This window comes from Rhizobium sp. 01T437, from assembly GCF_056398505.1.
The window spans coordinates 1-20,040 of record NZ_JBFTPM010000029.1; the positions used below are offsets into that span (position 1 = coordinate 1).

Here is a 20,040-nt window from a genome sequence, read left to right on the forward strand (position 1 = left end):
CGGCCTTCGATGTCGGACTTGGCGCCAGCGCCGTCGACGATCGTGGTGTTTTCCTTGGAGATCGAAACCTTCTTGGTGCGGCCGAGCATGTCGAGGGTGACAGACTCGAGCTTGATGCCGAGGTCTTCGGAAATGACAGTGCCGCCCGTGAGGATAGCGATGTCTTCCAGCATGGCCTTGCGGCGATCGCCGAAGCCCGGAGCCTTGACGGCAGCAATCTTCAGGCCGCCACGCAGCTTGTTGACGACGAGGGTCGCAAGAGCTTCGCCTTCGACGTCTTCAGCGATGATGAGGAGCGGCTTGCCGGTCTGAACGACAGCTTCGAGAACCGGGAGCATGGACTGCAGGTTCGAGAGCTTCTTTTCGTGCAGCAGAATGAACGCGTCTTCGAGGTCGGCAACCATCTTTTCCGGGTTGGTCACGAAATACGGGCTCAGGTAGCCGCGGTCGAACTGCATGCCTTCGACGACTTCGAGTTCGGTTTCGGCGGTCTTGGCTTCTTCGACGGTGATGACACCCTCGTTGCCGACCTTCTGCATCGCATCGGCGATGTACTGGCCAACATCCGTCTCGCCATTGGCCGAGATCGTGCCGACCTGGGCGATTTCTTCTGACGTGGAGATCGTCTTGGCCTTGGAAAGCAGGTCCTTGACGACAGCAGCAACGGCAAGATCGATGCCGCGCTTCAGGTCCATCGGGTTCATGCCGGCTGCAACAGCCTTGCCGCCTTCGCGAACGATGGCCTGTGCGAGAACCGTGGCGGTCGTGGTGCCGTCGCCGGCGATGTCGTTGGTCTTCGAAGCAACTTCGCGGACCATCTGGGCGCCCATGTTTTCGAACTTGTCTTCGAGTTCGATTTCCTTGGCGACGGCGACGCCATCCTTGGTGATGCGTGGCGCGCCGAAGGACTTGTCGATAACGACGTTGCGGCCCTTCGGACCAAGCGTGACCTTCACCGCATCGGCGAGAATATCGACACCGCGCAGCAGCTTTTCGCGCGCATCACGGCCGAATATGATTTGTTTGGCAGACATGGAAACCTCCCGGGCTGATCGCCCAATAATCTTTATAAAACAGAATAAGGATGCGGTCGACGATCAGGCGATAATGCCCATCACATCCGCTTCCTTCATGATCAGCAGATCCTCACCATTGAGTTTGATCTCGGTGCCGGACCACTTGCCGAACAGGATGCGGTCGCCGGCCTTGACGTCGAGAGGCAGGATCTTGCCGCTCTCATCGCGGATACCAGTGCCAACAGCGACGATTTCGCCTTCCTGCGGCTTTTCCTTGACCGTGTCAGGAATGATGATGCCGCCCTTGGTCTTGGCTTCAGCCTCGATACGGCGCACGACGACGCGGTCGTGTAACGGCCGAAAATTAATCTCTGTCATTGTGGAGTTCCTCGACGGGATCGCAGCCGAATGGCCGATCCCGATAAACCGTTTTAGCAGTCTTGCGTTGAGAGTGCTAGTCGGATTCGTGCTTTGGTAGAATCCGAGAGAGCGTTATCTCCGCCGGGCCTTGAATGACTGCGGATCGGTGCGGCCCACTTGTTTAAAATCTTTTGGATCTTACTTAAATTGTTTAATGACTGAACGTCTGGGATCGGCAGAATTCGAACCGGGATAGTTGCGGTCGCCATGCGGACCTCGTGTGAAGAAGAGTGCAAATCTGCCTGATATCGGCCACCCAAGGAGACGCGATATGATCGAATTCCGGAAAAAGAGTGAAAACGAAGTCAGATCTGCCGAGATAGAAGCAAGTCTGAAGAAACTGGACGCGGAAATGGCCTCCCCGAACATCAAGGAAGTCAAGCATGAAGAGCTCTCAAAACTCCGCCGCCAACTGAGTATCGAGCAGGAAGCAATACGAGAGCCAACCAAGCGCGTTTGAGAATGGAAGGCTTCGCGGCAGCCTGATCGCCGCGACTATCACGGCGACAACCGGCCCTTTGCGGATATTGCCCTGCCCATCCGATCAGAATAAGTGACGCGCGATCCTTTTGGAGATCGCAATGATCGGCATACTTGGCCTCCATGGCTCGGCTTCACACCCGGCTTCCATCAGCGAATTCGCAGCAAGGCTCGCTCGAGGCCGGCCATGCTGCACACCTCGCGGCACGTTTGCGGATGGAGAGGGCTTTACCTTCTTCAGGAGGCGGCCGGATTTTTCCATTCCTGCCGGGGAGCTGATCGATCTTGCCAGGCAGAGCCTTTCCCCAGACGGCGTGGCCGCTTGCGGCTTGAGTGATATGCTCCTAGTCGGCTATTCGAGCGGCGCAATCTTTAGCACCGCTCTCCTCTCGGCCGCACCGGATTCATTCGTCGGGGGTGTGCTGTTGCGTCCGCAGCCCATCTCAGATGAGTTTTCGTTTCCGGATTTGTCGGGCAAACCGATACTCATCATTTCAGCTGCGCACGACGCCAGGAGGAAACCATGGCACGCCACCCGACTTGCGGAGCAGCTGGTTGCCGCAAATGCACTGGTCACCCATCATACGCTTGATGCAGGTCACGAATGGGCTCCAGATGACCTCGACTTCGTCCTTGCCCGTTTATGGATGGATGAGCATTTTCCGGCTTAGCTCCGGAAGGTGGCGTTAAGCAGCGCCCTATCCCGGAAACGGCTCCAGCGTCCCGAACCATGCGACGAGCGCCACAACGCAAGCAGCAATCACGAGCTCCCCCACGGTCCCCGCCGCCAGCGCTTTCCCGGCCGAGTGCGACCGCCCCATGCGCGGCACCAGCCCATAACGGTTGAAGACGGCAATCAGCATCATCAGCAAGGCAAGCGCGATCTTCAGGGAAAGCAGCCGCTGATACGGCACGCTCCAGTCAAGCGGCAAGCCGCCGATGATCAGCAGACTATTGGCAACCCCGGATAAAATGACCAGCGCCACCGCCACATGCCCCGCCGTCGAGAAACGGATCAGCGCTCTCAGGGCATCGGCCCCCCTCGTGCTGTCGCCAAGCCGGGAAAGCACGAGCGCCACGGGGATCAGCGCCCCGACCCAGGCGCCGCCCGAGAGCAGATGCACCATGTCGTTCGCCCGGTGCAGCACCCGCAGCCACCCGTCATTCATGGCCGCATGGCCGGTCAGCGACAGGCCGCAGAGAAGAAGCGCGGAGACGACAGCCGTAAGGGCAATCTTCTGCCGTAACGGCAGCAATGTCACCACGAGGAGAAGTGCGGCAAACACCGCCTGCCAGGCCCAGGCAGTGCCGACAGAGGTTCCCGTCAGCACTGAAGTCATCACATCCCCGTCCAGCCCATCGGCCCAGCCATTGCCGAGCATGGCGCAGCGCACCGGCAGCACCACCACTGTTGCAATGACAGCCAGTGCCACTGCAGCAACACGCACGGCCCGGAGCTTCGCCCAGATGCAGCCGCTCAAGCCCTCGGGCACGAGCAGCCACAGATAGGCGGCGCTGCCCCAGAGAAACAGGACAGCCCCGTCGAAGACGAAACGGCAGGCAATGTTGGCGGTTTCAGGTGTCATCAGGGCTTTACGGTGAAGCTGAAGTTGCCCTCTGTCTTGTGCCCATCGGTCGAAAGCACATGCCAGTCGACCGTATAGCTGCCGGGCGCGAGCCTATCAGACACCGGCACCATCAGCACCTTGTCGCCATCCTCGAGCATGGCGTCGCCGAGTTTGATCTCTGTCTTGTCCGGCCCGGTGACGGTGACGCCGCTGAACTTGAGGTTCAGTTCCTCGGTGAAGGTGAGATCGAGTTCGCTGGGGGACGCGACGGCAGCCTTGTCGGCCGGCTCGGAGCTTTTCAGATGCGCATGCGCAAAGGCCTGGCCGGCAAGGGCGATGCTCGCGATGGCGGCGACAGAGAGAATGCGGGTCAGTTGAGACATCAGATTATGCCTTTCGGTTCATTGGGACAGGCGATAGCGCGTTTGGCCCTTGCCTGGTTAGACAGTCGGAGAGCGGATTTATTCCGGGCGATGCTGCAGTTTGCTGCCGGGGTTTGTGCTTTGTGCGGAGGAACGTCATCTCACAGCCCTCCGCCGAGCAACACATCACGGATCTTCGCCAGCGCCTCATCCCGATCCGTGCCATACGGAATCAACCCCTTCAGCCGCCCATCGGCGCCGATCATCAGCAGTGAAACCGTGTGGCTCATGTGATAATTGCCGTCTTCGCTCGGCAGCTTCGCCGCATGGACGAACCAGCCGTCGGAGACCTTCCTCATCTCCGCCGGCTCACCCGTAATCCCCGTGATGCGGCTGGAGAAGGCGGTGACGTAATCATGCATCACCTCTCGCGTGTCGCGCTCCGGATCGATCGAGAAGAAATAGGCCTTCAGCGCCCTGCCCTGATCGCCGAGCGTCACCAGCCAGTCGGCCACCTCGTAGAGCGTCGTCGGGCAGGCCTCCGGGCAATGGGTATAGCCGAAATAGACGAGTGCCGGATGGCCCCGGAAGATCGACTGGTCGACCGCATTGCCCCTGTCGTCGACGAGAGAAAAATGCGTATTGAAAGGCCCGGTGCGCGGCTCCGAAAGATAGAGCGACACCATCAGCGCGACGAGCGCGCCGATGAAGACCGCACTTGCGGCAAAGCCTGAAATGGCAAGGCTGCGCGCGCTCATTGGCCATGCCCCTCATGGCCGCCCTGACCGGCGTCACCGGCCTCGCCCGCCATCATGACGGTGCCTTCGAAGCTCGCAAACAGCGCCAGCACTTTGGGGTCGAGCCTGGCTTCAGCCTCCGCGAGATCCGCCGCCAGCGCCTTGGCATCGTCAGCCGAAAGCCCGGCCTTCTCCAGCGCCGCCGCGTCCCTGATCCCATCACCGCTGCAGAGAAAAACGCTCCAGCCATGATGCCCCTTCTTCAGCAGCGCGCGCCCGCCCCGCTCATCCTGCTGCCAGCCGGCAATCGCCCAGTCATTTTGCACGACCACAGGCAGAATGGTCAGCGGCTTGTCCGGCCGCTCGAACATCGTCTTCAGCGTCGCGGGAATGGCCTCTTCAGGCGGCGGCCCGGACATGTCCATGCCTTCCATGCCCGGCATATCCATCGCCCCATGGTCCATGCTGCCATGATCCATGCCGCCACTGGCCCCACCGACATCGTCCAGCGGCCCGGCGATCTTTCCGACGGCGAAATCCACCGTGATCTCACCAGCCTTCTCGAAGCTCAGCACCGCCCGGATCGTCTCGCCCTGCTTGAAGGGTTTTTCGACGTTCTGGAACATCAGATGATAATTGGGCTCCAGCGTCACCGTCTGCCCGGCCGGAATGGCAAGCCCGCCCTTCAGCTCGCGCATGGTCATGATGCCGTTTGCCATCGTCATCTGGTGCAGCTGCACGTTCCCAGCCCGATGCGAGCTTGCGGCAACAAGTCGGTCCGGCTCGCTGCCGCTATTGGTGATCGTCAGGTAGCCATCACCGACCTTGGCGCCCGGCACCATGGCATGCGAGGCCGCGTGGTCGATCCTGATCTTCGGCTCCTGCGCCACCGCAGTCGTCGCGATCAGCAGGCCCACGAAGAGAGAAACAATCGTCTTCATCATCATCCCCTCCTCAGGCAAAGGCGCGCTTCAGCGGCGGCACGAAGCGGATCACCACCTGGTCGAAGGCGATCATCACCAGGATCACCAATCCGCTCATCGGGAAGGCAACGGCAAAGGCGAGCACGATGGTCCAGAGCCCCAGATAGACCGAGCGCCGCGGCGGCATGGGCGGCACGCCGAGCCGGCCAGTCGGCCGCCGCTTCCACCACATGACGATGCCGGTCACGCAGGAGAGGATGATGACGAGGCAGGTCGCGAGCATCAGCAACTGGTTGAAGAGCCCGAATTCCTGCCCCTGATGCACATTGATACCCCATTCGATCGCCCGGCCGAGGAAGGGATATTGCCCGAAGGAGAGATCGATGAGCGGCTTGCCGGAATATTGATCGATATGAAGCGTGCGCTCGTTGGTGAGATCGTCAGGATAGACCGCCGCCGTATAAACGCCCGTCTCGCTGCCGGGAATGGCAAGATCGAAGCCCGGCGCCATGCCGAGACCCCGCGCAATCTCCACCGCCCGATCGAGGCCAACAGGCTTCTTCGACTGCGCCGCCGCAATCTCCGACAGCGGCACCGGCGCCTTCTCGACGATCCAGCCGGCCTTGGGAAGGATATCCTCCGTCACCTTCTGCGATTTCGGCACGGCATCCCACAGCTGCACCGGATAGCCGAAATCGTTGCTCGTCAGCCAGGCATTGACATTGGCGCCCCAATAGCCGGACCAGGGCATGCCGGTCATCGCCATGAAGAAAATCAGGATGCCGGCGAAGGCACCGGTCACCGCATGGAGATCGCGCCAGAAGACCCGGCGCGAAGGCGTGCCGCGCACGGTTACCACACCACCCGCCTGCCGCCGCGGCCACCAGAGATAGATGCCGGTCACGACCAGCACCATGGCAAAGCCGCCCGTGATCTCGATCAGCTTGTTGGGCAAGCCGCCGAACAGCGCAAGGCTGTGGATGCGCTTGACGACATAGTTGAACTCCTCGGTGGAGCCCACCGTATCAAGCACCTTGCCGTCATAGGGATTGACGAAAACCAGCGTCTGGCCGGCATCCGAAGACACGGTCACGATCGCTGACCGGTCGAGCCCGGCCGGGTCCTTGTAGGAGCTCGCTACCGAACCCGGAACGGCAGCCGCCGCGATATCGGCAATCTTCTGCGGCGACAGCGCCTCGCCGGCCGGCTCGACGACATAACGATAGGCAAAGACCGTATCGTTTATCTCGTCCTTGAAGAGATAAAGCGAGCCGGTAATAGCAAGGTTCAGCAGGAAAGGAATGACCAGCAGGCCGGCAAAGAAGTGCCAGCGCCAGATGGCGCGATAGAGCGAAACGCCTGGTACGGCGTTCTCTGCCGCCTCAGTGGCAGTGGTGATAGACATGGAAGTGGATCCGAATCCTCGGCCGGCGGCGTCAATGCGACCCGGCCATGATTGCAAGACGCATCACGGCCTTGGCCGCAATGCGGGTTCAGGCAAGGATCGGATTTGCAGGTGGGGCGCGCGGCCCGGTATTCGGCGGGAAAAGCTGGCGATGGAAAGCTTCGACGCGGCGCGGCAACTCCACCTTGAACGTAAAGCCGATGCGCGCACCGGTGATATCGGCAGGCTGCGGCAGCACGACGGAAGCGCCGATGCGGCAGGCTTCGCACGGATTGAGATGCGCAATCTTGCCATGTTCCTTGCCGTGGTCGTCGACAACGGTAACGCAGAGCGTCGGCAGCGTGCCGTCGGGCAACACATATTGGGCAAGGGCCGCGGGGCTCAGAGCATCTTCGGCGACGGCCGGAACCTGATGCGCAAGGCCGACGAAGACGAGCGCGATGGTGCACAGAATGCGCACCAGCCATTGCTCGATCCTGTCCAGACGATGTTGCATCGTTCCCCTGCGCCGCGAGGCCCCTACCTCGGTATTGAATCCGTGATAGCGGTATCCGCGCGAAAGCTCAATGCGACATTCATGTCGCGCTCCTGCCTGTTCAGACCAATCGCACCCAGTCCACCGCTTCCAGCGCATAGGGTGCAAACAGGAAATCGCGGATCGCAGCGATCCGGCCGTTATCCCAATCTACGAGCACGAAATGCGCCGGCCTCTCCATGGAGCCRCCGGCTGCAAAGACCAGCATTGCCGGGCGGCCTTCAACGGCACCAAGGGCGAACCGCCATTTGGTTTCTTCGGCATAGCGCGTGAAATAGGGGCTGATCTTGTCGCGCCCCTCCCATTTGAGACGATTGACGAGCTCGAGCTTGACGTCGTCGGCGAGCATGGCGCGGATCGCATCGAAATCGCCGATCTGGAACATGTGGACATATGCGGCGATTTGTTGCCGGGAGGCATCCGAGATCAGCGGCAGCCTGATATCATCGGGCGCCTGCGCCAGTTGCCGCAACGCCGCGCGCCCGCGCTGCAGCGCGGATTTGGCGGCGGCCGGACTGCAGCCTGCAATGCCGGCAATCTCTTCCACGGGATGGCCGAGCACATCCTTGAGGATAACGGCGCAGCGCTGAAGCTCCGGCAGCCGCAGAAAGGTCTGAAAGCTGATCGCGACGATATCAGCCTCGGGAATCGCTGCGGCTTCGAGGTCATCGGTCAGCGGAATGACCGTGGTCCGGGACCTGCGGCGCAGGAAATCGAGGCTCGCGTTATGGGCGATGCGAAACAGCCAGCCCTCGAGATTATCGACACCGCCGCCCTCGGCGCGTGCCCGCAGCGCCTTGACGAGCGTGTCCTGCAACACATCCTCGCCATCGACCGCCGAGCCGGTCATGCGCGCGCAGTAGCGGTGCAGCCGCGGCCGCAGCGCTGTCAGGCGATCTTCGAATTCGTCACGGTTCATATCTCGACACCTGTCGGCGCTTTGCCCGCCCCCTTGTAGATACCAACGAGAATGTCCGTCAGGGCTGCCGGCTGTGATAGAAATGGCGAGTGGCTGCTTTCCAATGTGTGGATCATTGTCTTGTTGCCGAGGGCTGCGTCAACCGTCGCAATCATGTGGTCCTGCCCGGTCACCGGTATCGCGCGGTCCTGCGTGCAGCGAATATAGTGGCGCTGTACCGTGCCAAAGCGCCCCGCCGTGATCTGCGATGGGCTCAAGGCGCCGGCGTTCGACTCGTCGCAATGAAGCTGCGCCGCCGCCTGCTCGAATTCCGCCTGCGGCACATCGGCATAGAACGATGCCTTGAGCAGCGACCGATAGGTATCGTCGGCCGATACGGCATTGATCCGCGTCGCGCCGATGGCAACGGGATCTCCAATGAAGAGCTGCGGCGCCAAGGCCGAAGACAGGCTTTCATGCTGCAGCATCGCAAGCAGCGGCATGCCGTTCGGCACCAGGAAGCCGGCAAGGTAGACGACAGCGAGAAGCAGGTCCGGAACCTGCTCAGCCACAGCCGAAATCGTCATCCCGCCAGCCGAGTGCCCGACCAGGATGACCTTGCCATCGCCGAGTGACACGGCCTGCCTGACCAGAGCGACGACCGCCTGCGTCCGCTCCTCCTGCGTCACGCCTGCGATCGGCGACGGCTCGGCGGCAAAGGCCGCCGGGTCGAACGGGCGAAAACCGAGCGATCTCGGCGCGATCGCATGGACCCCGGCGCCGGGAAGATCGGGCGTCATCGCGGCAAAGCCCCGGGCCTCAAGGATGGGCGTAACCCTGCCCCAGGCGGAGTGGTTGTGCCAACCGCCATGGACCAGGACAAAAGCTGCTGCAGGTTTCGACATCGTCGATCCTCTTCTGTGATCTTGCATTCTCTTGACAGTCGATTGCTTCAGACTTCCCTGTTCTCGAACAGGAACATTTGAACGCCTGACGCATCGGGTGCAAAAATCAGGCGATCCGCCCGTGCCGCCTGTCCTTCCGGGCTTGCGAACGCCTTTCCCATCGCCTCGAGATCGTCGAAATACAGCGTCCCGATGAGATAGATATCGGAGCCTCCGACAGGCGTTGCGATCGGACCGTGGCTGATCTCATATTTCCGGAGCCCCGGAAGCTTCTTGGCCAGAGGAATGTGGGTTTCGAAATAGTGCCGGTTGAAGGCATCAATATCTTCAGGTGTACGGTAGATCACGACCATCCGTGCCATTGCAGTTCTCCTTTTGCTGATTGTTTCTTGCCCCTGTACGCGTGCTTGCGCGCAGCACTCACCGGCCTTCGCTCAACACCGCCGAGCCCACGATCGACTCCAGGCTCGCCAGCTCGAGGATTTTGGGAAGATAGGCCGTCATGCGCGGATCGCTGCGCATCGCCTCGACGGCCACGGCACTCTCCCATTCGGAGTAGATGACGACGCTCGCCCCATCCTTTGCCGCGATCAGCCGGGTCGTCTTCCAGCCGGCAAGCGTGCGGATCACCGTGTCGGTGTTCTGTTTCAGAAGCGCTATCAGCGCGTCCTGCTTCGATGGTTCGACTTTGAGCAGATTGATCAGAGTGATGGTTTCGTCAGACATGGCTGTTCCCTTCAGTTGCGGACACACCAAAGACGAAACGGAGAAGGGAAACGGATCGCGCCGGTCGAAAAATTCCGTATCCCTGGAGAACGACCCCTGCCCTGATCCTCGATCAGTGAAAGCGCCATCGGCGCGTTTCCTGGGGCGGCACACGCAGCCTTGCTGCGTGTGCCGGTCAGGGCGTCAGTCCACGGCAACGCGAAGACCTTCTGTGCATCAGTGTCGGGCTGGAATATCCCGATGATCCATAGCCGATATCAGGGTGCTACGCGCCGAGATCTCTGCCAGGCTGGAGCATGGATGCGCAATCGGCCAATCGCGTGCGGTCGAGCTTAGGCGACCGTCTCGAAGGCGGCGCGGTTTTGCTCGACGAAAGCCTCCACCGTCATCGGCGGCGTTCCCGTGAACTGCTCGATGACGTTGTTGGTCCCCGCAAAGACGCCGTTGCGGCAGTCCTCGGCGATGCACAGGAAGTGCTGGATGATGAAATCGTCAAGGCCGAAACTCTTCAGGCGCGCCGTATAGGCTTCGGCAGTCGCTGGCCGGTAGCCGATCTTGCGGCCGAGCACCTCACTCATCCTTGCTGCGATCTCCGCCTCGCTGAGCTCCACCGGGCCGAACAGCGGATAGATCTTGCCGGCGTGCTCGGCCGGGTTTTCCAGCATGGCCGCAATCAGCCGCGCCTGGTCTTCGCCGGTGATCGGCGCATGCCTTCCCTCGCCATAGGGCAGCTCGATCACGCCCTCACTGGCAATGACATTGCTCACCCAGGGGAATGTCAGCCATTCGGAGAAGAAGGTCGGGCGGATATGGGCGGTCGGCACACCCGACCAGTCCAGCACGCGCTCGGCGACCCAATGGTTGCGGGCAGCATGGCTTTTCGCCACCTCGCGCGCCGAAATCTGCGACATGTTGACGATGAGCTCGAGTTTTGCCCGCCGTGCGGCATCGGCAAAATAGGCCGTCACATCGATGAGATCCGGGCGGATCGGATAGCAGAGATAGGCGGCATTCACGCCCGCGACCGCGCTGATGACGGCATCGTGGTCGGTGAGGTCACCGACCACGACCTCCGCCCCCGCCTCGGCGAGTGCTTGAGAACGCGCATCTTGCTTATGCACGAGCGCGCGCACCTTGTGGCCCTTTTCCAGGAGGATGCGGGTCGTATGCTTGCCGGTTTTGCCTGTGGCTCCGGTCACCAGATAGGTCTTGGACATGGTCTTCTCCAGTTGTGAAAAGGGCACAGGATTCCGCCGGAGCGAACCACAAGGCTTGCCCGTTACAAATCGCCCGCCCTTGAAATTTAGATTACGAGTGACATCTAATTAGATGTTGGATACAATCTAAATTGTCAAGGTGCTGGAGACCGGAAATGCGAAAATCAAACGAGGAAGCGGCAAGGACGCGCCAGACCATCGTCGCCACCGCAGCCGACGAGATCAGGCGTTCGGGCATTGCTGAAGCAAGCGTCGCCGACATCATGGCCGCTGCCGGCCTGACGCCGGGCGGCTTCTATCGCCACTTCGAAAGCAAGGATCATCTGGTCGCCGAAGCGCTGGAAAAGGCGGGAGATCAGGTCGCCGGAAGCATGCGCAAAGTGCGCGACGGGGCCAGCTTCGACGATGTCGTCAATGCCTATATCGAAGCCACCCGGGCTGGCGACAAAGCCGTGCCCTCCTGCCCCATCTCCTCTCTCGGCAGCGAGCTCGCCCGCTCCGGCCCAGAGACGCGAGAAGCTGCCACCAAAGTGATCGAGGACATGTTCTCCGTCTTCGGCTCCGGCCCCGCCGGCACCAAGGCCAACCGCCGCAAGGGAATGGCAGCCTTCACCATGCTGGTCGGCGCGCTGACGCTGGCGCGTATTGTGACCGATGAAGAGACGGCGGATGAGATTCTCGATGTAGCCCGGCAGAAGCTGCATCGGGCGGAGTGACCTGCCCATACGACACACTTGCGAATCGCATAAGTGTGTGCTTATGTGTCGTCATGATGGAACACGACTTTTTTCGAGCGCTCGCCGACCCGACCCGCCGCACGATCTTCGAGAAGCTGGCGAATGGCAGCATGAATGCCAGCGCCCTGCGCCAGGGCATGGATATCAGCCAGCCGGCCATGTCCCAGCATCTCGCCGTGCTGCGTTCGGCACGGCTGGTGCGCGAACAGAGAGAAGGACGCTTCGTGAATTATGAAGTCGATCCGGAGGGGCTTGCCCTCATCGCCCAATGGCTGGCGAAATATCGCGCCTACTGGCCGGCGCGCATCGATGCTCTCAAGCTCTTGCTGAAGGATATGGATCAATGAACGAGGTGAAGGCCCAAGTGCCGGCCGAGCAACAGCAAACCGGCTTCGAACAGAGATACGAACTGGATGCGCCGCCGGAAAAGGTCTGGCGTGCGATCAGCATCGCCGAATTTCGCGAGAGATGGCTGCCGAAAGAAGCGCTTGCCGATCCGCAATCGCTCTCCGAGACGCCGGGCCAGGAAATCCGCTACCGATTACGCGACGATGCCCCGCCCTATCTCGAAAGCACCGTCACCTTCACGATCGCTGCGAATGCATCCGGCGGAACCAGCCTGCGGATCGTCCACGAGCTGACTGGTGCCACTTTCGAGCGGCTTTCGCGATCGGTCGCCAACAGCAACAGCCCGACCCTGATGCTCGCCGCCTGACGCGGCAAGCCTTACCCGTCACAGTCCCAAACGATTGGAGTTCGCCGATGCGCGAAGCGATGCAACTCGTCCCTATGGTCGTCGAGCAATCCTCACGAGGGGAACGATCCTTCGATATCTATTCCCGTCTCCTGCGCGAGCGGATCATCTTTCTGAACGGCGAGATCAACGATACGGTCTCCGCCCTTGTCTGCGCCCAGCTTCTGTTCCTCGAAGCCGAAAATCCCAAGAAGCCGATCAATCTCTACATCAATTCACCGGGCGGCGTCGTGACCAGCGGTTTTGCCATGTACGACACGATGCGTTTCATCCGCGCGCCGGTGCACACGCTTTGCATGGGAACGGCCCGCTCGATGGGCTCCTTCCTGCTGATGGCCGGCCAGCCGGGAGAGCGGTATGCCCTTCCGAATGCCAGCATCCTCATCCACCAGCCCCTCGGCGGCTTCCAGGGCCAGGCGTCCGACATGCTGATCCATGCCGAGGAAATCAGGAAGACGAAACAACTCATGACGCGGCTCTACGCCGAACATTGCGGCCGATCCTATGACGAGTTCGAGACGGCCATGGATCGCGATCGCTTCATGACGGCGCAGGAGGCCCTGGAATGGGGCCTGCTCGACCGCATCCTGCAGGATCGCGAAGAAATGGCGGAGGCGGTGCCGCAATAATCATCGGCCGCCACCCGCCAGCCTGCGTCTCAGCCACCGGCCTTCAGCGCCGTGTTGCACAGGCTCCAGTAACCGCCGCCCTTCTGGATCCATTTCAGATCGTTGAGCGTGCCGGCATCCTTGTTGGCATGATAGCTGTCGACGCAGGTATGCAGCCGGCCCTTGGCGGGCGTCTCGCTGGCGTATTTCTTGTCGATCGCCTTCGGCATGGTCACACCCTTGGGTGCCTTGACCGTCGGCTTTGCGGGCTCCTTGTCCGTGGTTGCGGCCACTGCCTTGTCATCGGCGGCATCTTCGGCGGCTGCATCCGCGCCGCAGAATTTCGCCCGGAAATCGTTCCACTTCATGTCCTTGGCCGAACCATCGGCCTTGGCCGTCTGATATTTGGCGCTGCATTCCTTCATGGTCAGCGCGGAGGCCGGAGAAACGAAGAAGGCGGCGGCAATCAACGCTCCGGCGGAAGCGGGCACAAGCAATCTCGCAATCATGGGATATCCTCGGTTGGGGGCAGTCAAGGCACGCACGTCATCGGGGCCGCGCATCTTCGTGGCCCCGCATCTTCCAGGCTTAAGAAACGGTCCCATTGGGCGTTGCTGCATCGACCGCTTGCGGCAGATGCTCGGCGAGCAGCTTGGATACCTCGTCGGTATTGACGCCGAACTTGGCAGCAAGGTCGCGCAGCTGATCGGAGGACAAGGCTGCCTCGATCTGTTCTGCCGATACCGGGAGATTGTGGCCGGTGCCGATCCAGGATGAAACCTGCTGACCGAGCCCCGCCGAATTGAGCTGGGAAACAATGCCCTGCAGACCGCCGGCATTGTCGAATAATCTGGTTGCAACCGCGACGTAATCGACTTGCCTGCCGGCAAGCACATCAGAAAGAACGCCGCCTAAACCGTCGAAAATACTCATGGTTGCTCCTCCACCAATCAGTGTATTCTACATTAGCATGAGGTAAAATCTCTGTCATTCCGGATTTGCGGAACCGACGCCCTCCCATCGCAAACAATAGTTCTCGCTGACGCGCTTGACGTCGCCTATGGCGGCGTCCTAAGTCGAGGAGACGGTTCCCCGAGGAGAACTTCGAGGGGATTAATAGGGAACACGGTGCGGACGACCCAAAAGGGACCAAGACCGTGGCTGCCCCCGCAACTGTAAGCGGATTGCCGGTTATGTCAGGAATGAATGCCTCGTCGTTCATTCCCGGAAATCACCGGCGAGCTGGTCACTCCAAGTGCCACTGCGCGAAAGCGCGGGAAGGCAGATGACCGGCTGACATCCGCGAGTCAGGAGACCTGCCGTCAATCACGATCCAATCAGCCGGGCGGGGATGCCTGGACAAGGAGCAGATATGATTGACCTTATTTCCTGCCGCTTGCCGCACGCGATCCGTCCCGATTGGACCACCCGCCGCTAGCCCTCCCTCCACGCTTGGCTCCCGCATCTGCGCGCGCCGGCGTCCGCTAGCCCTTTTCCTTCCGATCGAGAGTTTCCAATGCGCCAGATAGTATCAGGCTTTTCCCTTGCGCTCGGGCTCGCCGGCTTTTGCTTGGCCGGCCTTGCAGCACCCGCCTTCGCCGCCACCCAATATCCCCTTACCCTCAGCAATTGCGGCCAGCAGGTCACTTTCGAAAAGGCGCCGGCCAAGATCGTTTCGATCGGCCAGGGCATGACCGAAGTGCTCTTCTCGCTCGGCCTTGCCGACAAGATCGCCGGAACGGCCGTCTGGGTCGGCCCGGTCCTGCCGCAATATGCCGAGGCCAACAGCAAGATCAAACGGCTGGCCGACAACGATCCGAGCTTCGAATCCGTCGTCGGTGCCGAGCCCGATCTGGTGGCCGCCGAATTCGAATGGCATGTCGGCACGCAAGGCTCCGTCGGCAAGCGCGAGCAATTTGGGGATCTCGGCATCAACACCTATGTCGCGCCTGCCGATTGCGTCGCCAAGATCAACACCGATGGCGGCGACGGCGTGCGCAGGGAGCTGTTCACGATGGACCTGATCTATCAGGAAATTGCCGAACTCTCCGAGATCTTCGACGTGAAGGACCGAGGCGATGCGCTGATCGCCGACCTGAAGAAGCGCGGGGCCGCAGCCGTCGCCTCCGTTTCAGGTGCTGCCGCCAAGAACCTGCCTGTCGTCTTCTGGTTCTCCAGCAAGGAGGTCAAGGGCGATGCCTTCATCGCCGGCAAGAACAGCGCGCCGGCCTATATCCTGAAGACGCTCGGCGCCAAGAACGTCGTGACGACTGAGGAAGAATGGCCCCTCGTCGGCTGGGAAACGATTGCGCAGGCCAATCCCGCCGTCATCGTCATCGCCACCATGGACCGCCGCCGCTATGCCGCAGACGACCCGAAGGTGAAGGTGGATTTCCTGGAAAATGATCCTGTCACCAAGGAGCTCGATGCCGTCAAGAACAGGCGCTTCATCATGATGGACGCGCAGTCGATGAACCCGACGATCCGAACGATCGACGGTATCGAAATCCTGGCAAAGGGCATCGCTGCCTCCGGTCTGGCGCAGTGAGCCAGGCTGCCTTGCCACAGAGGAAATGGTGGGCGCTTGCCGCGCTCACCATCGCCGCCTTCCTCCTGCTCGGGCTGATGGTCAGCCTTGCCGTCTCGATCGGCGAGATATCGATCCCGCTCGCCACCACGGCAAAGGCGGTCTCCAACCGCCTGTTCGGCACGGCATTCGAGCTCAGCCGCATCCATCAGGGCATCATCTGGGATTACCGCCTCAGCCGCGCGCTGGTGGCGGCGAGCGCCGGCGCGTCGCTGGCGCTTTGCGGCACGGTGCTGCAGGCGCTGCTGCGCAATCCGCTCGCCGAACCCTATGTGCTCGGCATTTCCGCCGGTGCCTCCACCGGCGCCGTCTGCGTCATGATCCTGGGCCTCGGTTCTGGCGTGCTCAGCCTCTCCGGCGGCGCCTTCATCGGCGCCGTGATCGCCTTTCTTCTGGTCGGCATTCTGGCGGCCGGTGCGGGCGGCACCAGTGAGCGCATCATTCTCTGCGGCGTGGCGGGCTCGCAGCTCTTCAATGCGCTGACCTCCTATATCGTCACGACCTCGGCCAATGCCGAACAGGCGCGCGGCGTGCTCTTCTGGCTGCTCGGCTCGCTTTCCGGCGTACGCTGGCCGGATGTCTATCTCTCCGTGCCGGTCGCACTCATCGGCTTCGTCGTCTGCCTGGCCCATGTGCGCGCCCTCGATGCCTTCGCCTTCGGCACGGATGCCGCAGCCTCCCTCGGCATCGCCGTGCGCCGCGTGCAGTTCACCCTGCTCGGCGTCACCGCGGCGATGACGGCAGGCGTGGTCAGCATGATTGGTTCCATCGGCTTCGTCGGCCTCGTCATTCCCCATGCCGCCCGTTTCCTCGTCGGCCCCGCACATGGCCGCCTGCTGCCGGCGACAGCGCTCGGCGGGGCGATCTTCATGGTCGGCGCCGACATCGTCTCGCGCATCATCATCCCACAGCAGATCCTGCCGATCGGCGTCGTCACCGCGCTCTTCGGCGCACCGGCCTTCGCCATCATCCTCTATCGCGTGCGGAGAAGCGCATGAGCATATCAGTCGACAAGGTCACCTATGCCGCCGGCAATACCGTCATCGTCAACGGCATCAGCATATCGGTCGAAAAGGGCAAGGTGCTCGGCCTGCTCGGGCCGAACGGCTCCGGCAAATCGAGCCTGCTGCGCCTCATCTGCCGGCTGCGGCAGGTCAAAACCGGCATCATCCGTCTCGGCGACGATGATGTCTCCGGCCTCTCGCGCGCAGCACTCGCCCGCCGCATCGCCTTCGTCGAGCAACAATCGACCACGGATACGCAGCTCACCGTGCGCGATATCGTGCGCCTCGGCCGCACGCCGCATCGTGGCCTCATCGCCTCCTGGGGACCCGATGACGATGCCGCCGTTGCGGAAGCACTCGCCCGCGTCGACATGAGCGAACGCGCCGGCCAGCTGTGGCAGACACTGTCAGGCGGCGAACGCCAGCGCGTGCATATCGCGAGAGCCCTCGCCCAGACACCGAGTGAACTCTTGCTCGACGAGCCGACCAACCATCTCGATATCCAGCATCAGCTCGATATCCTGGCGCTGGTCGCCAGACTCGGCCTCACCTCCATCATCGCACTCCACGATCTCAATCTGGCGGCGATGTTCTGCGATCACCTGGCCGTGCTGGAGAAGGGCAAAGTCGTGGCCGCAGGCACGCCCGAGGAAGTGCTGACCGAAGATCTGATCGCGCGCGTCTTCGGCGTGCGCGCCCATATCGAAAGATCGGCCGTGCACGGCCGCACACATATCCAGTATCGGATGGGTTAAGGCATGGATGGGTCAAATTTCGATCTGAAGGAAGAAATCCGCGACTACTGGTCGAAACGCTCCGAAACCTTCGACCTTGCCTTCGGCCACAAGATCGCCCCCGGCCCGGAGGCCGATGCCTGGCAGAAGCCGATCCGGGATGCCCTCGGCCCTGAGCCGAAACGCGTGCTGGAACTTGCCTGCGGCACCGGCGAGGTAACGCGCCTGATCCACGATCTCGGCCACGACGTCACCGCCCTCGATTTCTCCGAAGCGATGCTGAAGGTTGCCCGCGCCAAACATGCCGGCAAGCAGCGCCTGCGCTTCATTCTGGCGGACGCAGAAAACACGCTGGAGCCGGATGCGCATTACGACGCGATCATCTGCCGCCACCTGGTCTGGACGCTGACCCGACCGGAAGAAAGTTTTGCCGAATGGTTCCGCATCCTCAAACCCGGCGGCCTTCTGCTCTTCTTCGACGGCGACTGGGCGACGCCGAAACCGACCGGCCGCATCGCCAGCCTGCTGATCTCCTGGATCGACCGCCTCATCGGCGCCGACAGCAACTATGACGGCGCGCTCAGCACCCGCCACGCCCGCATCATGTCAGCCCTGCCCTTCGGCTCTGGCCTGCGCCCCGACATGCTGTTGCCGCTTCTGACATCGGCCGGCTTTACAGGCATCGAACTGCACTCCCACGCCCCGATCGCCTGGGCGCAGAGGAAGAATGCCAACCTCAGAAACAAACTCAGAACCCTGGTGTACCGCCGCTTCATCCTGACCTGCCGGCGGCCTTGACGGCCGCACTTGCGGCACGCCCATTCTCCATGCGTCGCCATTTCGCCGAGACCTAAAGCCAGGCTGGGCCCAATGCCTGCCACCGTAAATGATTGTTGCATTTACCGTTGCGTACTTGCCGGATGCTGTCAGCCGTTCAGGATGATCCGCAATCGCGGCGGCAATTCGCCTGATGCAGGAGGGGAAAGGTGATATGGCAAAGACCACCACGCCCTTATCCGGCATAAGCAAGTATCGCGCTCTGCCGGTCGCCATGCTGGCGTTTTTCCTTTGCCTGGCCGGATGTCTGCCCCATCAGGCACTTGCCGCCCCGCCTGAATTTCCGAACCGCGAACTGGTGGTCGGCACCAAGGAAGCCCCGCCCTTCGCGATGAAGGCCCCGGATGGCACCTGGACCGGCCTCTCAATCGATCTCTGGCAGCAGGTCGCCGAAAAGCTTGGCGTCAAATACCGGCTGGTCGAGGAACCCTCGGTGCAGAGCCTGCTTGAGGCGACGAAGCGTGGCGACTACGATCTCTCCGTCGCGGCCATCACTATCACTGCCGACCGGGAGCGCAATGTCGATTTTACCCAGCCGTTTTACAACACCGGCCTCGGCATCGCCGTTTCCGTTCAGAGCGTTTCCGTCTGGTACGAGATCACCCAGACGATGACCTCCCTCGGTTTCCTGCAGGCCGTCGGCGCGCTCATCGGTATTTCGCTGGCGGTCGGCGCCTTGATCTGGCTGTTTGAGCACCGCCACAACGAGGATTTTGGCGGCGGCGCAGCCAGAGGGCTCGGCGCCAGCATCTGGTGGTCGGCCGAAGCGATGACGCAGGCGAGCACCGGTCATCGCGGCCCGAAAACGCTCGGAGGACGAACCCTGGCGATCCTCTGGATGGTCATGTCGATCATTACTATCGCCGTCTTCACCGCAAGTGTCACCTCCGCACTCACGACGCGCCAGATCAGAGGACTGGTCAATGGTGCAGAAGACCTGCCGCGGGTGCGCGTCGGCGCCGTGTCGGGATCGGCAACGACAGGATTTCTCGATGAAGAACGCATCAGGCACCGGGATTTCGCCAATGTGCAGGATGGCTTCCGGGCGCTGACATCAGGCGCCATCGATGCCTTCGTCTACGATAAGCCGCTGCTGGCCTGGACGGCCGAACAGCAGTTTCCCACCAGTGTGCAGGTGCTGGACACGGTCTTCGAACCGCAGAATTATGGCATGGCGATGCCGGCCGGCAGCCGCTATCGCAAGGTGATCGACGTCGCCATTCTCGAAGCGATCCACGACGATGCCTGGAAGGAGACCCTGTTTCGGTATCTCGGCGAGAAAAAATGATCCACCCGGTCAAGGTGGTTCAGGCTGGTGTCCGGTGCGGTACAGCCCCTGCCATCACGCCTACCAGTTACCCGGATCTGCAGTATGATCGACAGCGGCGAATTCGTCCGCCTTTGCCCGATCCAGCGTCACAGTCCTCGTCCGCTTCGTCTCGTCCGCGACCAGATAACGAAGCGGCGCCGCATCCCTGGCGAGCTCCTGATAGAGGAGAAGCGCGGCCTCCTCGGCGCTATCGGCCTCGATCTCTCGCGTGATGGTTACGGTGAATTTGTTCATGGCATCTAGCCTTCTCGATCGTC

General features: G+C 61.7%; 27 protein-coding genes and 1 riboswitch. Of the genes, 11 read left to right on the forward strand and 16 right to left on the reverse strand.

Going from position 1 to position 20,040, the window contains the following annotated elements:
- Together groEL and AC1DM5_RS32700 are read right to left on the reverse strand one after the other, a co-directional pair.
- Positions 1-1,034: chaperonin GroEL (groEL, locus tag AC1DM5_RS32695; RefSeq protein WP_477976641.1), on the reverse strand; the 1,034-nt coding region annotated here is incomplete at its 3' end.
- 63 nt (positions 1,035-1,097) lie between these two features.
- On the reverse strand, positions 1,098-1,394 hold the full coding sequence (locus AC1DM5_RS32700) for a co-chaperone GroES (protein WP_477819220.1): 297 nt from the start codon (positions 1,392-1,394) through the stop codon (positions 1,098-1,100).
- 313 nt (positions 1,395-1,707) lie between these two features.
- Between AC1DM5_RS32700 and AC1DM5_RS32705 the strand changes: the two genes are divergently transcribed.
- Both AC1DM5_RS32705 and AC1DM5_RS32710 read left to right on the forward strand, forming a co-directional pair.
- Entirely contained in the window at positions 1,708-1,896 is a 189-nt protein-coding gene (locus tag AC1DM5_RS32705; protein WP_477819221.1) for a hypothetical protein, read from the forward strand.
- Positions 1,897-2,017: 121 nt separating this feature from the next.
- The gene (locus AC1DM5_RS32710; protein ID WP_477819222.1) at positions 2,018-2,587 is read left to right on the forward strand and encodes an alpha/beta hydrolase; all 570 of its coding nucleotides are present in this window, start codon (positions 2,018-2,020) and stop codon (positions 2,585-2,587) included.
- A 27-nt stretch (positions 2,588-2,614) separates the two neighbouring features.
- Here the strand turns inward: AC1DM5_RS32710 and copD are convergent, their stop codons facing one another.
- The 11 genes from copD to AC1DM5_RS32765 form a co-directional block, all read right to left on the reverse strand.
- The gene (gene copD / locus AC1DM5_RS32715) at positions 2,615-3,502 is read right to left on the reverse strand and encodes a copper homeostasis membrane protein CopD (RefSeq protein ID WP_477819223.1); all 888 of its coding nucleotides are present in this window, start codon (positions 3,500-3,502) and stop codon (positions 2,615-2,617) included.
- Positions 3,502-3,867 (reverse strand): copper homeostasis periplasmic binding protein CopC, encoded by a 366-nt coding sequence (gene copC / locus AC1DM5_RS32720; RefSeq protein ID WP_477819224.1) that lies wholly within the window; start codon positions 3,865-3,867, stop codon positions 3,502-3,504. Before copC ends, copD begins: the two co-directional genes overlap by 1 nt.
- A 140-nt stretch (positions 3,868-4,007) precedes the next feature.
- A complete protein-coding gene (locus tag AC1DM5_RS32725) occupies positions 4,008-4,604 on the reverse strand; it encodes an SCO family protein (protein WP_477819225.1) in 597 nt (198 codons plus the stop codon).
- Entirely contained in the window at positions 4,601-5,527 is a 927-nt protein-coding gene (locus tag AC1DM5_RS32730; protein WP_477819226.1) for a copper uptake system-associated protein, read from the reverse strand. The genes AC1DM5_RS32725 and AC1DM5_RS32730 overlap by 4 nt, the downstream gene beginning before the upstream one ends.
- A 10-nt stretch (positions 5,528-5,537) precedes the next feature.
- Entirely contained in the window at positions 5,538-6,911 is a 1,374-nt protein-coding gene (locus AC1DM5_RS32735; RefSeq protein ID WP_477819227.1) for a PepSY-associated TM helix domain-containing protein, read from the reverse strand.
- 88 nt (positions 6,912-6,999) lie between these two features.
- Positions 7,000-7,407 (reverse strand): hypothetical protein, encoded by a 408-nt coding sequence (locus tag AC1DM5_RS32740; protein ID WP_477819228.1) that lies wholly within the window; start codon positions 7,405-7,407, stop codon positions 7,000-7,002.
- Positions 7,408-7,507: 100 nt separating this feature from the next.
- Positions 7,508-8,365 carry a sigma-70 family RNA polymerase sigma factor gene (locus AC1DM5_RS32745; RefSeq protein ID WP_477819229.1) on the reverse strand — a complete coding sequence of 286 codons (858 nt, stop codon included), beginning with the start codon at positions 8,363-8,365 and terminating at the stop codon, positions 7,508-7,510.
- Positions 8,362-9,249, reverse strand: coding sequence for an alpha/beta hydrolase (locus tag AC1DM5_RS32750; protein WP_477819230.1), 888 nt, complete (start codon positions 9,247-9,249; stop codon positions 8,362-8,364). The genes AC1DM5_RS32745 and AC1DM5_RS32750 overlap by 4 nt, the downstream gene beginning before the upstream one ends.
- A gap of 47 nt (positions 9,250-9,296) precedes the next feature.
- On the reverse strand, positions 9,297-9,611 hold the full coding sequence (locus AC1DM5_RS32755) for an EthD family reductase (RefSeq protein ID WP_477819231.1): 315 nt from the start codon (positions 9,609-9,611) through the stop codon (positions 9,297-9,299).
- 58 nt (positions 9,612-9,669) lie between these two features.
- Entirely contained in the window at positions 9,670-9,975 is a 306-nt protein-coding gene (locus tag AC1DM5_RS32760; RefSeq protein ID WP_477819232.1) for a putative quinol monooxygenase, read from the reverse strand.
- Between the two features lie 332 nt (positions 9,976-10,307).
- Positions 10,308-11,192: an NmrA family NAD(P)-binding protein gene (locus AC1DM5_RS32765; RefSeq protein WP_477819233.1), complete on the reverse strand. Its 885-nt coding sequence runs from the start codon at positions 11,190-11,192 to the stop codon at positions 10,308-10,310.
- A 155-nt stretch (positions 11,193-11,347) separates the two neighbouring features.
- Here AC1DM5_RS32765 and AC1DM5_RS32770 point away from each other — a divergent pair, with 155 nt between their 5' ends.
- From AC1DM5_RS32770 to AC1DM5_RS32785, 4 genes are read left to right on the forward strand one after another with little or no spacing between them, the layout of a single operon-like run.
- Positions 11,348-11,908 (forward strand): TetR/AcrR family transcriptional regulator, encoded by a 561-nt coding sequence (locus tag AC1DM5_RS32770; RefSeq protein ID WP_477819234.1) that lies wholly within the window; start codon positions 11,348-11,350, stop codon positions 11,906-11,908.
- A 53-nt stretch (positions 11,909-11,961) separates the two neighbouring features.
- Positions 11,962-12,276, forward strand: coding sequence for an ArsR/SmtB family transcription factor (locus AC1DM5_RS32775; protein WP_477819235.1), 315 nt, complete (start codon positions 11,962-11,964; stop codon positions 12,274-12,276).
- Positions 12,273-12,644 (forward strand): SRPBCC family protein, encoded by a 372-nt coding sequence (locus AC1DM5_RS32780; protein WP_477819236.1) that lies wholly within the window; start codon positions 12,273-12,275, stop codon positions 12,642-12,644. Before AC1DM5_RS32775 ends, AC1DM5_RS32780 begins: the two co-directional genes overlap by 4 nt.
- Before the next feature lie 47 nt (positions 12,645-12,691).
- Positions 12,692-13,312 (forward strand): ATP-dependent Clp protease proteolytic subunit, encoded by a 621-nt coding sequence (locus AC1DM5_RS32785; RefSeq protein WP_477976643.1) that lies wholly within the window; start codon positions 12,692-12,694, stop codon positions 13,310-13,312.
- 29 nt (positions 13,313-13,341) lie between these two features.
- Here AC1DM5_RS32785 and AC1DM5_RS32790 read toward each other — a convergent pair whose 3' ends face one another.
- The gene (locus tag AC1DM5_RS32790) at positions 13,342-13,800 is read right to left on the reverse strand and encodes a hypothetical protein (protein ID WP_477819238.1); all 459 of its coding nucleotides are present in this window, start codon (positions 13,798-13,800) and stop codon (positions 13,342-13,344) included.
- 79 nt (positions 13,801-13,879) lie between these two features.
- Complete coding sequence (locus AC1DM5_RS32795) at positions 13,880-14,224, reverse strand: YidB family protein (protein ID WP_477819239.1); 345 nt, start codon at positions 14,222-14,224, stop codon at positions 13,880-13,882.
- Between the two features lie 136 nt (positions 14,225-14,360).
- A riboswitch (cobalamin riboswitch) is annotated at positions 14,361-14,629 on the forward strand.
- A gap of 178 nt (positions 14,630-14,807) precedes the next feature.
- Between AC1DM5_RS32795 and AC1DM5_RS32800 the strand changes: the two genes are divergently transcribed.
- The 5 genes from AC1DM5_RS32800 to AC1DM5_RS32820 all read left to right on the forward strand — a co-directional run bounded on the left by AC1DM5_RS32800 (position 14,808) and on the right by AC1DM5_RS32820 (position 19,741).
- Complete coding sequence (locus AC1DM5_RS32800; protein WP_477976645.1) at positions 14,808-15,839, forward strand: ABC transporter substrate-binding protein; 1,032 nt, start codon at positions 14,808-14,810, stop codon at positions 15,837-15,839.
- Entirely contained in the window at positions 15,836-16,876 is a 1,041-nt protein-coding gene (locus AC1DM5_RS32805; protein WP_477976647.1) for a FecCD family ABC transporter permease, read from the forward strand. The genes AC1DM5_RS32800 and AC1DM5_RS32805 overlap by 4 nt, the downstream gene beginning before the upstream one ends.
- A complete protein-coding gene (locus AC1DM5_RS32810; RefSeq protein ID WP_477819242.1) occupies positions 16,873-17,637 on the forward strand; it encodes an ABC transporter ATP-binding protein in 765 nt (254 codons plus the stop codon). The genes AC1DM5_RS32805 and AC1DM5_RS32810 overlap by 4 nt, the downstream gene beginning before the upstream one ends.
- A 3-nt stretch (positions 17,638-17,640) precedes the next feature.
- Positions 17,641-18,414, forward strand: coding sequence for a class I SAM-dependent methyltransferase (locus AC1DM5_RS32815; RefSeq protein ID WP_477819243.1), 774 nt, complete (start codon positions 17,641-17,643; stop codon positions 18,412-18,414).
- Positions 18,415-18,607: 193 nt separating this feature from the next.
- A complete protein-coding gene (locus tag AC1DM5_RS32820) occupies positions 18,608-19,741 on the forward strand; it encodes a transporter substrate-binding domain-containing protein (RefSeq protein ID WP_477976649.1) in 1,134 nt (377 codons plus the stop codon).
- 60 nt (positions 19,742-19,801) lie between these two features.
- On the opposite strand, the gene AC1DM5_RS32825 is transcribed toward AC1DM5_RS32820, so the two are convergent.
- Positions 19,802-20,017, reverse strand: a complete 216-nt coding sequence (locus AC1DM5_RS32825) for a hypothetical protein (RefSeq protein WP_007817282.1) — start codon at positions 20,015-20,017, stop codon at positions 19,802-19,804.
- Positions 20,018-20,040: the final 23 nt, after the last annotated feature.

Coding starts and splice junctions, on each gene's coding strand:
- AC1DM5_RS32700 (WP_477819220.1), bottom strand. CDS start 1,394: ATGACAGAGATTAATTTTCGGCCGTTACACGACCGCGTCGTCGTGCGC.
- AC1DM5_RS32705 (WP_477819221.1), top strand. CDS start 1,708: ATGATCGAATTCCGGAAAAAGAGTGAAAACGAAGTCAGATCTGCCGAG.
- AC1DM5_RS32710 (WP_477819222.1), top strand. CDS start 2,018: ATGATCGGCATACTTGGCCTCCATGGCTCGGCTTCACACCCGGCTTCC.
- copD (WP_477819223.1), bottom strand. CDS start 3,502: ATGACACCTGAAACCGCCAACATTGCCTGCCGTTTCGTCTTCGACGGG.
- copC (WP_477819224.1), bottom strand. CDS start 3,867: ATGTCTCAACTGACCCGCATTCTCTCTGTCGCCGCCATCGCGAGCATC.
- AC1DM5_RS32725 (WP_477819225.1), bottom strand. CDS start 4,604: ATGAGCGCGCGCAGCCTTGCCATTTCAGGCTTTGCCGCAAGTGCGGTC.
- AC1DM5_RS32730 (WP_477819226.1), bottom strand. CDS start 5,527: ATGATGAAGACGATTGTTTCTCTCTTCGTGGGCCTGCTGATCGCGACG.
- AC1DM5_RS32735 (WP_477819227.1), bottom strand. CDS start 6,911: ATGTCTATCACCACTGCCACTGAGGCGGCAGAGAACGCCGTACCAGGC.
- AC1DM5_RS32740 (WP_477819228.1), bottom strand. CDS start 7,407: ATGCAACATCGTCTGGACAGGATCGAGCAATGGCTGGTGCGCATTCTG.
- AC1DM5_RS32750 (WP_477819230.1), bottom strand. CDS start 9,249: ATGTCGAAACCTGCAGCAGCTTTTGTCCTGGTCCATGGCGGTTGGCAC.
- AC1DM5_RS32755 (WP_477819231.1), bottom strand. CDS start 9,611: ATGGCACGGATGGTCGTGATCTACCGTACACCTGAAGATATTGATGCC.
- AC1DM5_RS32760 (WP_477819232.1), bottom strand. CDS start 9,975: ATGTCTGACGAAACCATCACTCTGATCAATCTGCTCAAAGTCGAACCA.
- AC1DM5_RS32765 (WP_477819233.1), bottom strand. CDS start 11,192: ATGTCCAAGACCTATCTGGTGACCGGAGCCACAGGCAAAACCGGCAAG.
- AC1DM5_RS32770 (WP_477819234.1), top strand. CDS start 11,348: ATGCGAAAATCAAACGAGGAAGCGGCAAGGACGCGCCAGACCATCGTC.
- AC1DM5_RS32775 (WP_477819235.1), top strand. CDS start 11,962: ATGATGGAACACGACTTTTTTCGAGCGCTCGCCGACCCGACCCGCCGC.
- AC1DM5_RS32780 (WP_477819236.1), top strand. CDS start 12,273: ATGAACGAGGTGAAGGCCCAAGTGCCGGCCGAGCAACAGCAAACCGGC.
- AC1DM5_RS32785 (WP_477976643.1), top strand. CDS start 12,692: ATGCGCGAAGCGATGCAACTCGTCCCTATGGTCGTCGAGCAATCCTCA.
- AC1DM5_RS32790 (WP_477819238.1), bottom strand. CDS start 13,800: ATGATTGCGAGATTGCTTGTGCCCGCTTCCGCCGGAGCGTTGATTGCC.
- AC1DM5_RS32795 (WP_477819239.1), bottom strand. CDS start 14,224: ATGAGTATTTTCGACGGTTTAGGCGGCGTTCTTTCTGATGTGCTTGCC.
- AC1DM5_RS32800 (WP_477976645.1), top strand. CDS start 14,808: ATGCGCCAGATAGTATCAGGCTTTTCCCTTGCGCTCGGGCTCGCCGGC.
- AC1DM5_RS32810 (WP_477819242.1), top strand. CDS start 16,873: ATGAGCATATCAGTCGACAAGGTCACCTATGCCGCCGGCAATACCGTC.
- AC1DM5_RS32815 (WP_477819243.1), top strand. CDS start 17,641: ATGGATGGGTCAAATTTCGATCTGAAGGAAGAAATCCGCGACTACTGG.
- AC1DM5_RS32820 (WP_477976649.1), top strand. CDS start 18,608: ATGGCAAAGACCACCACGCCCTTATCCGGCATAAGCAAGTATCGCGCT.
- AC1DM5_RS32825 (WP_007817282.1), bottom strand. CDS start 20,017: ATGAACAAATTCACCGTAACCATCACGCGAGAGATCGAGGCCGATAGC.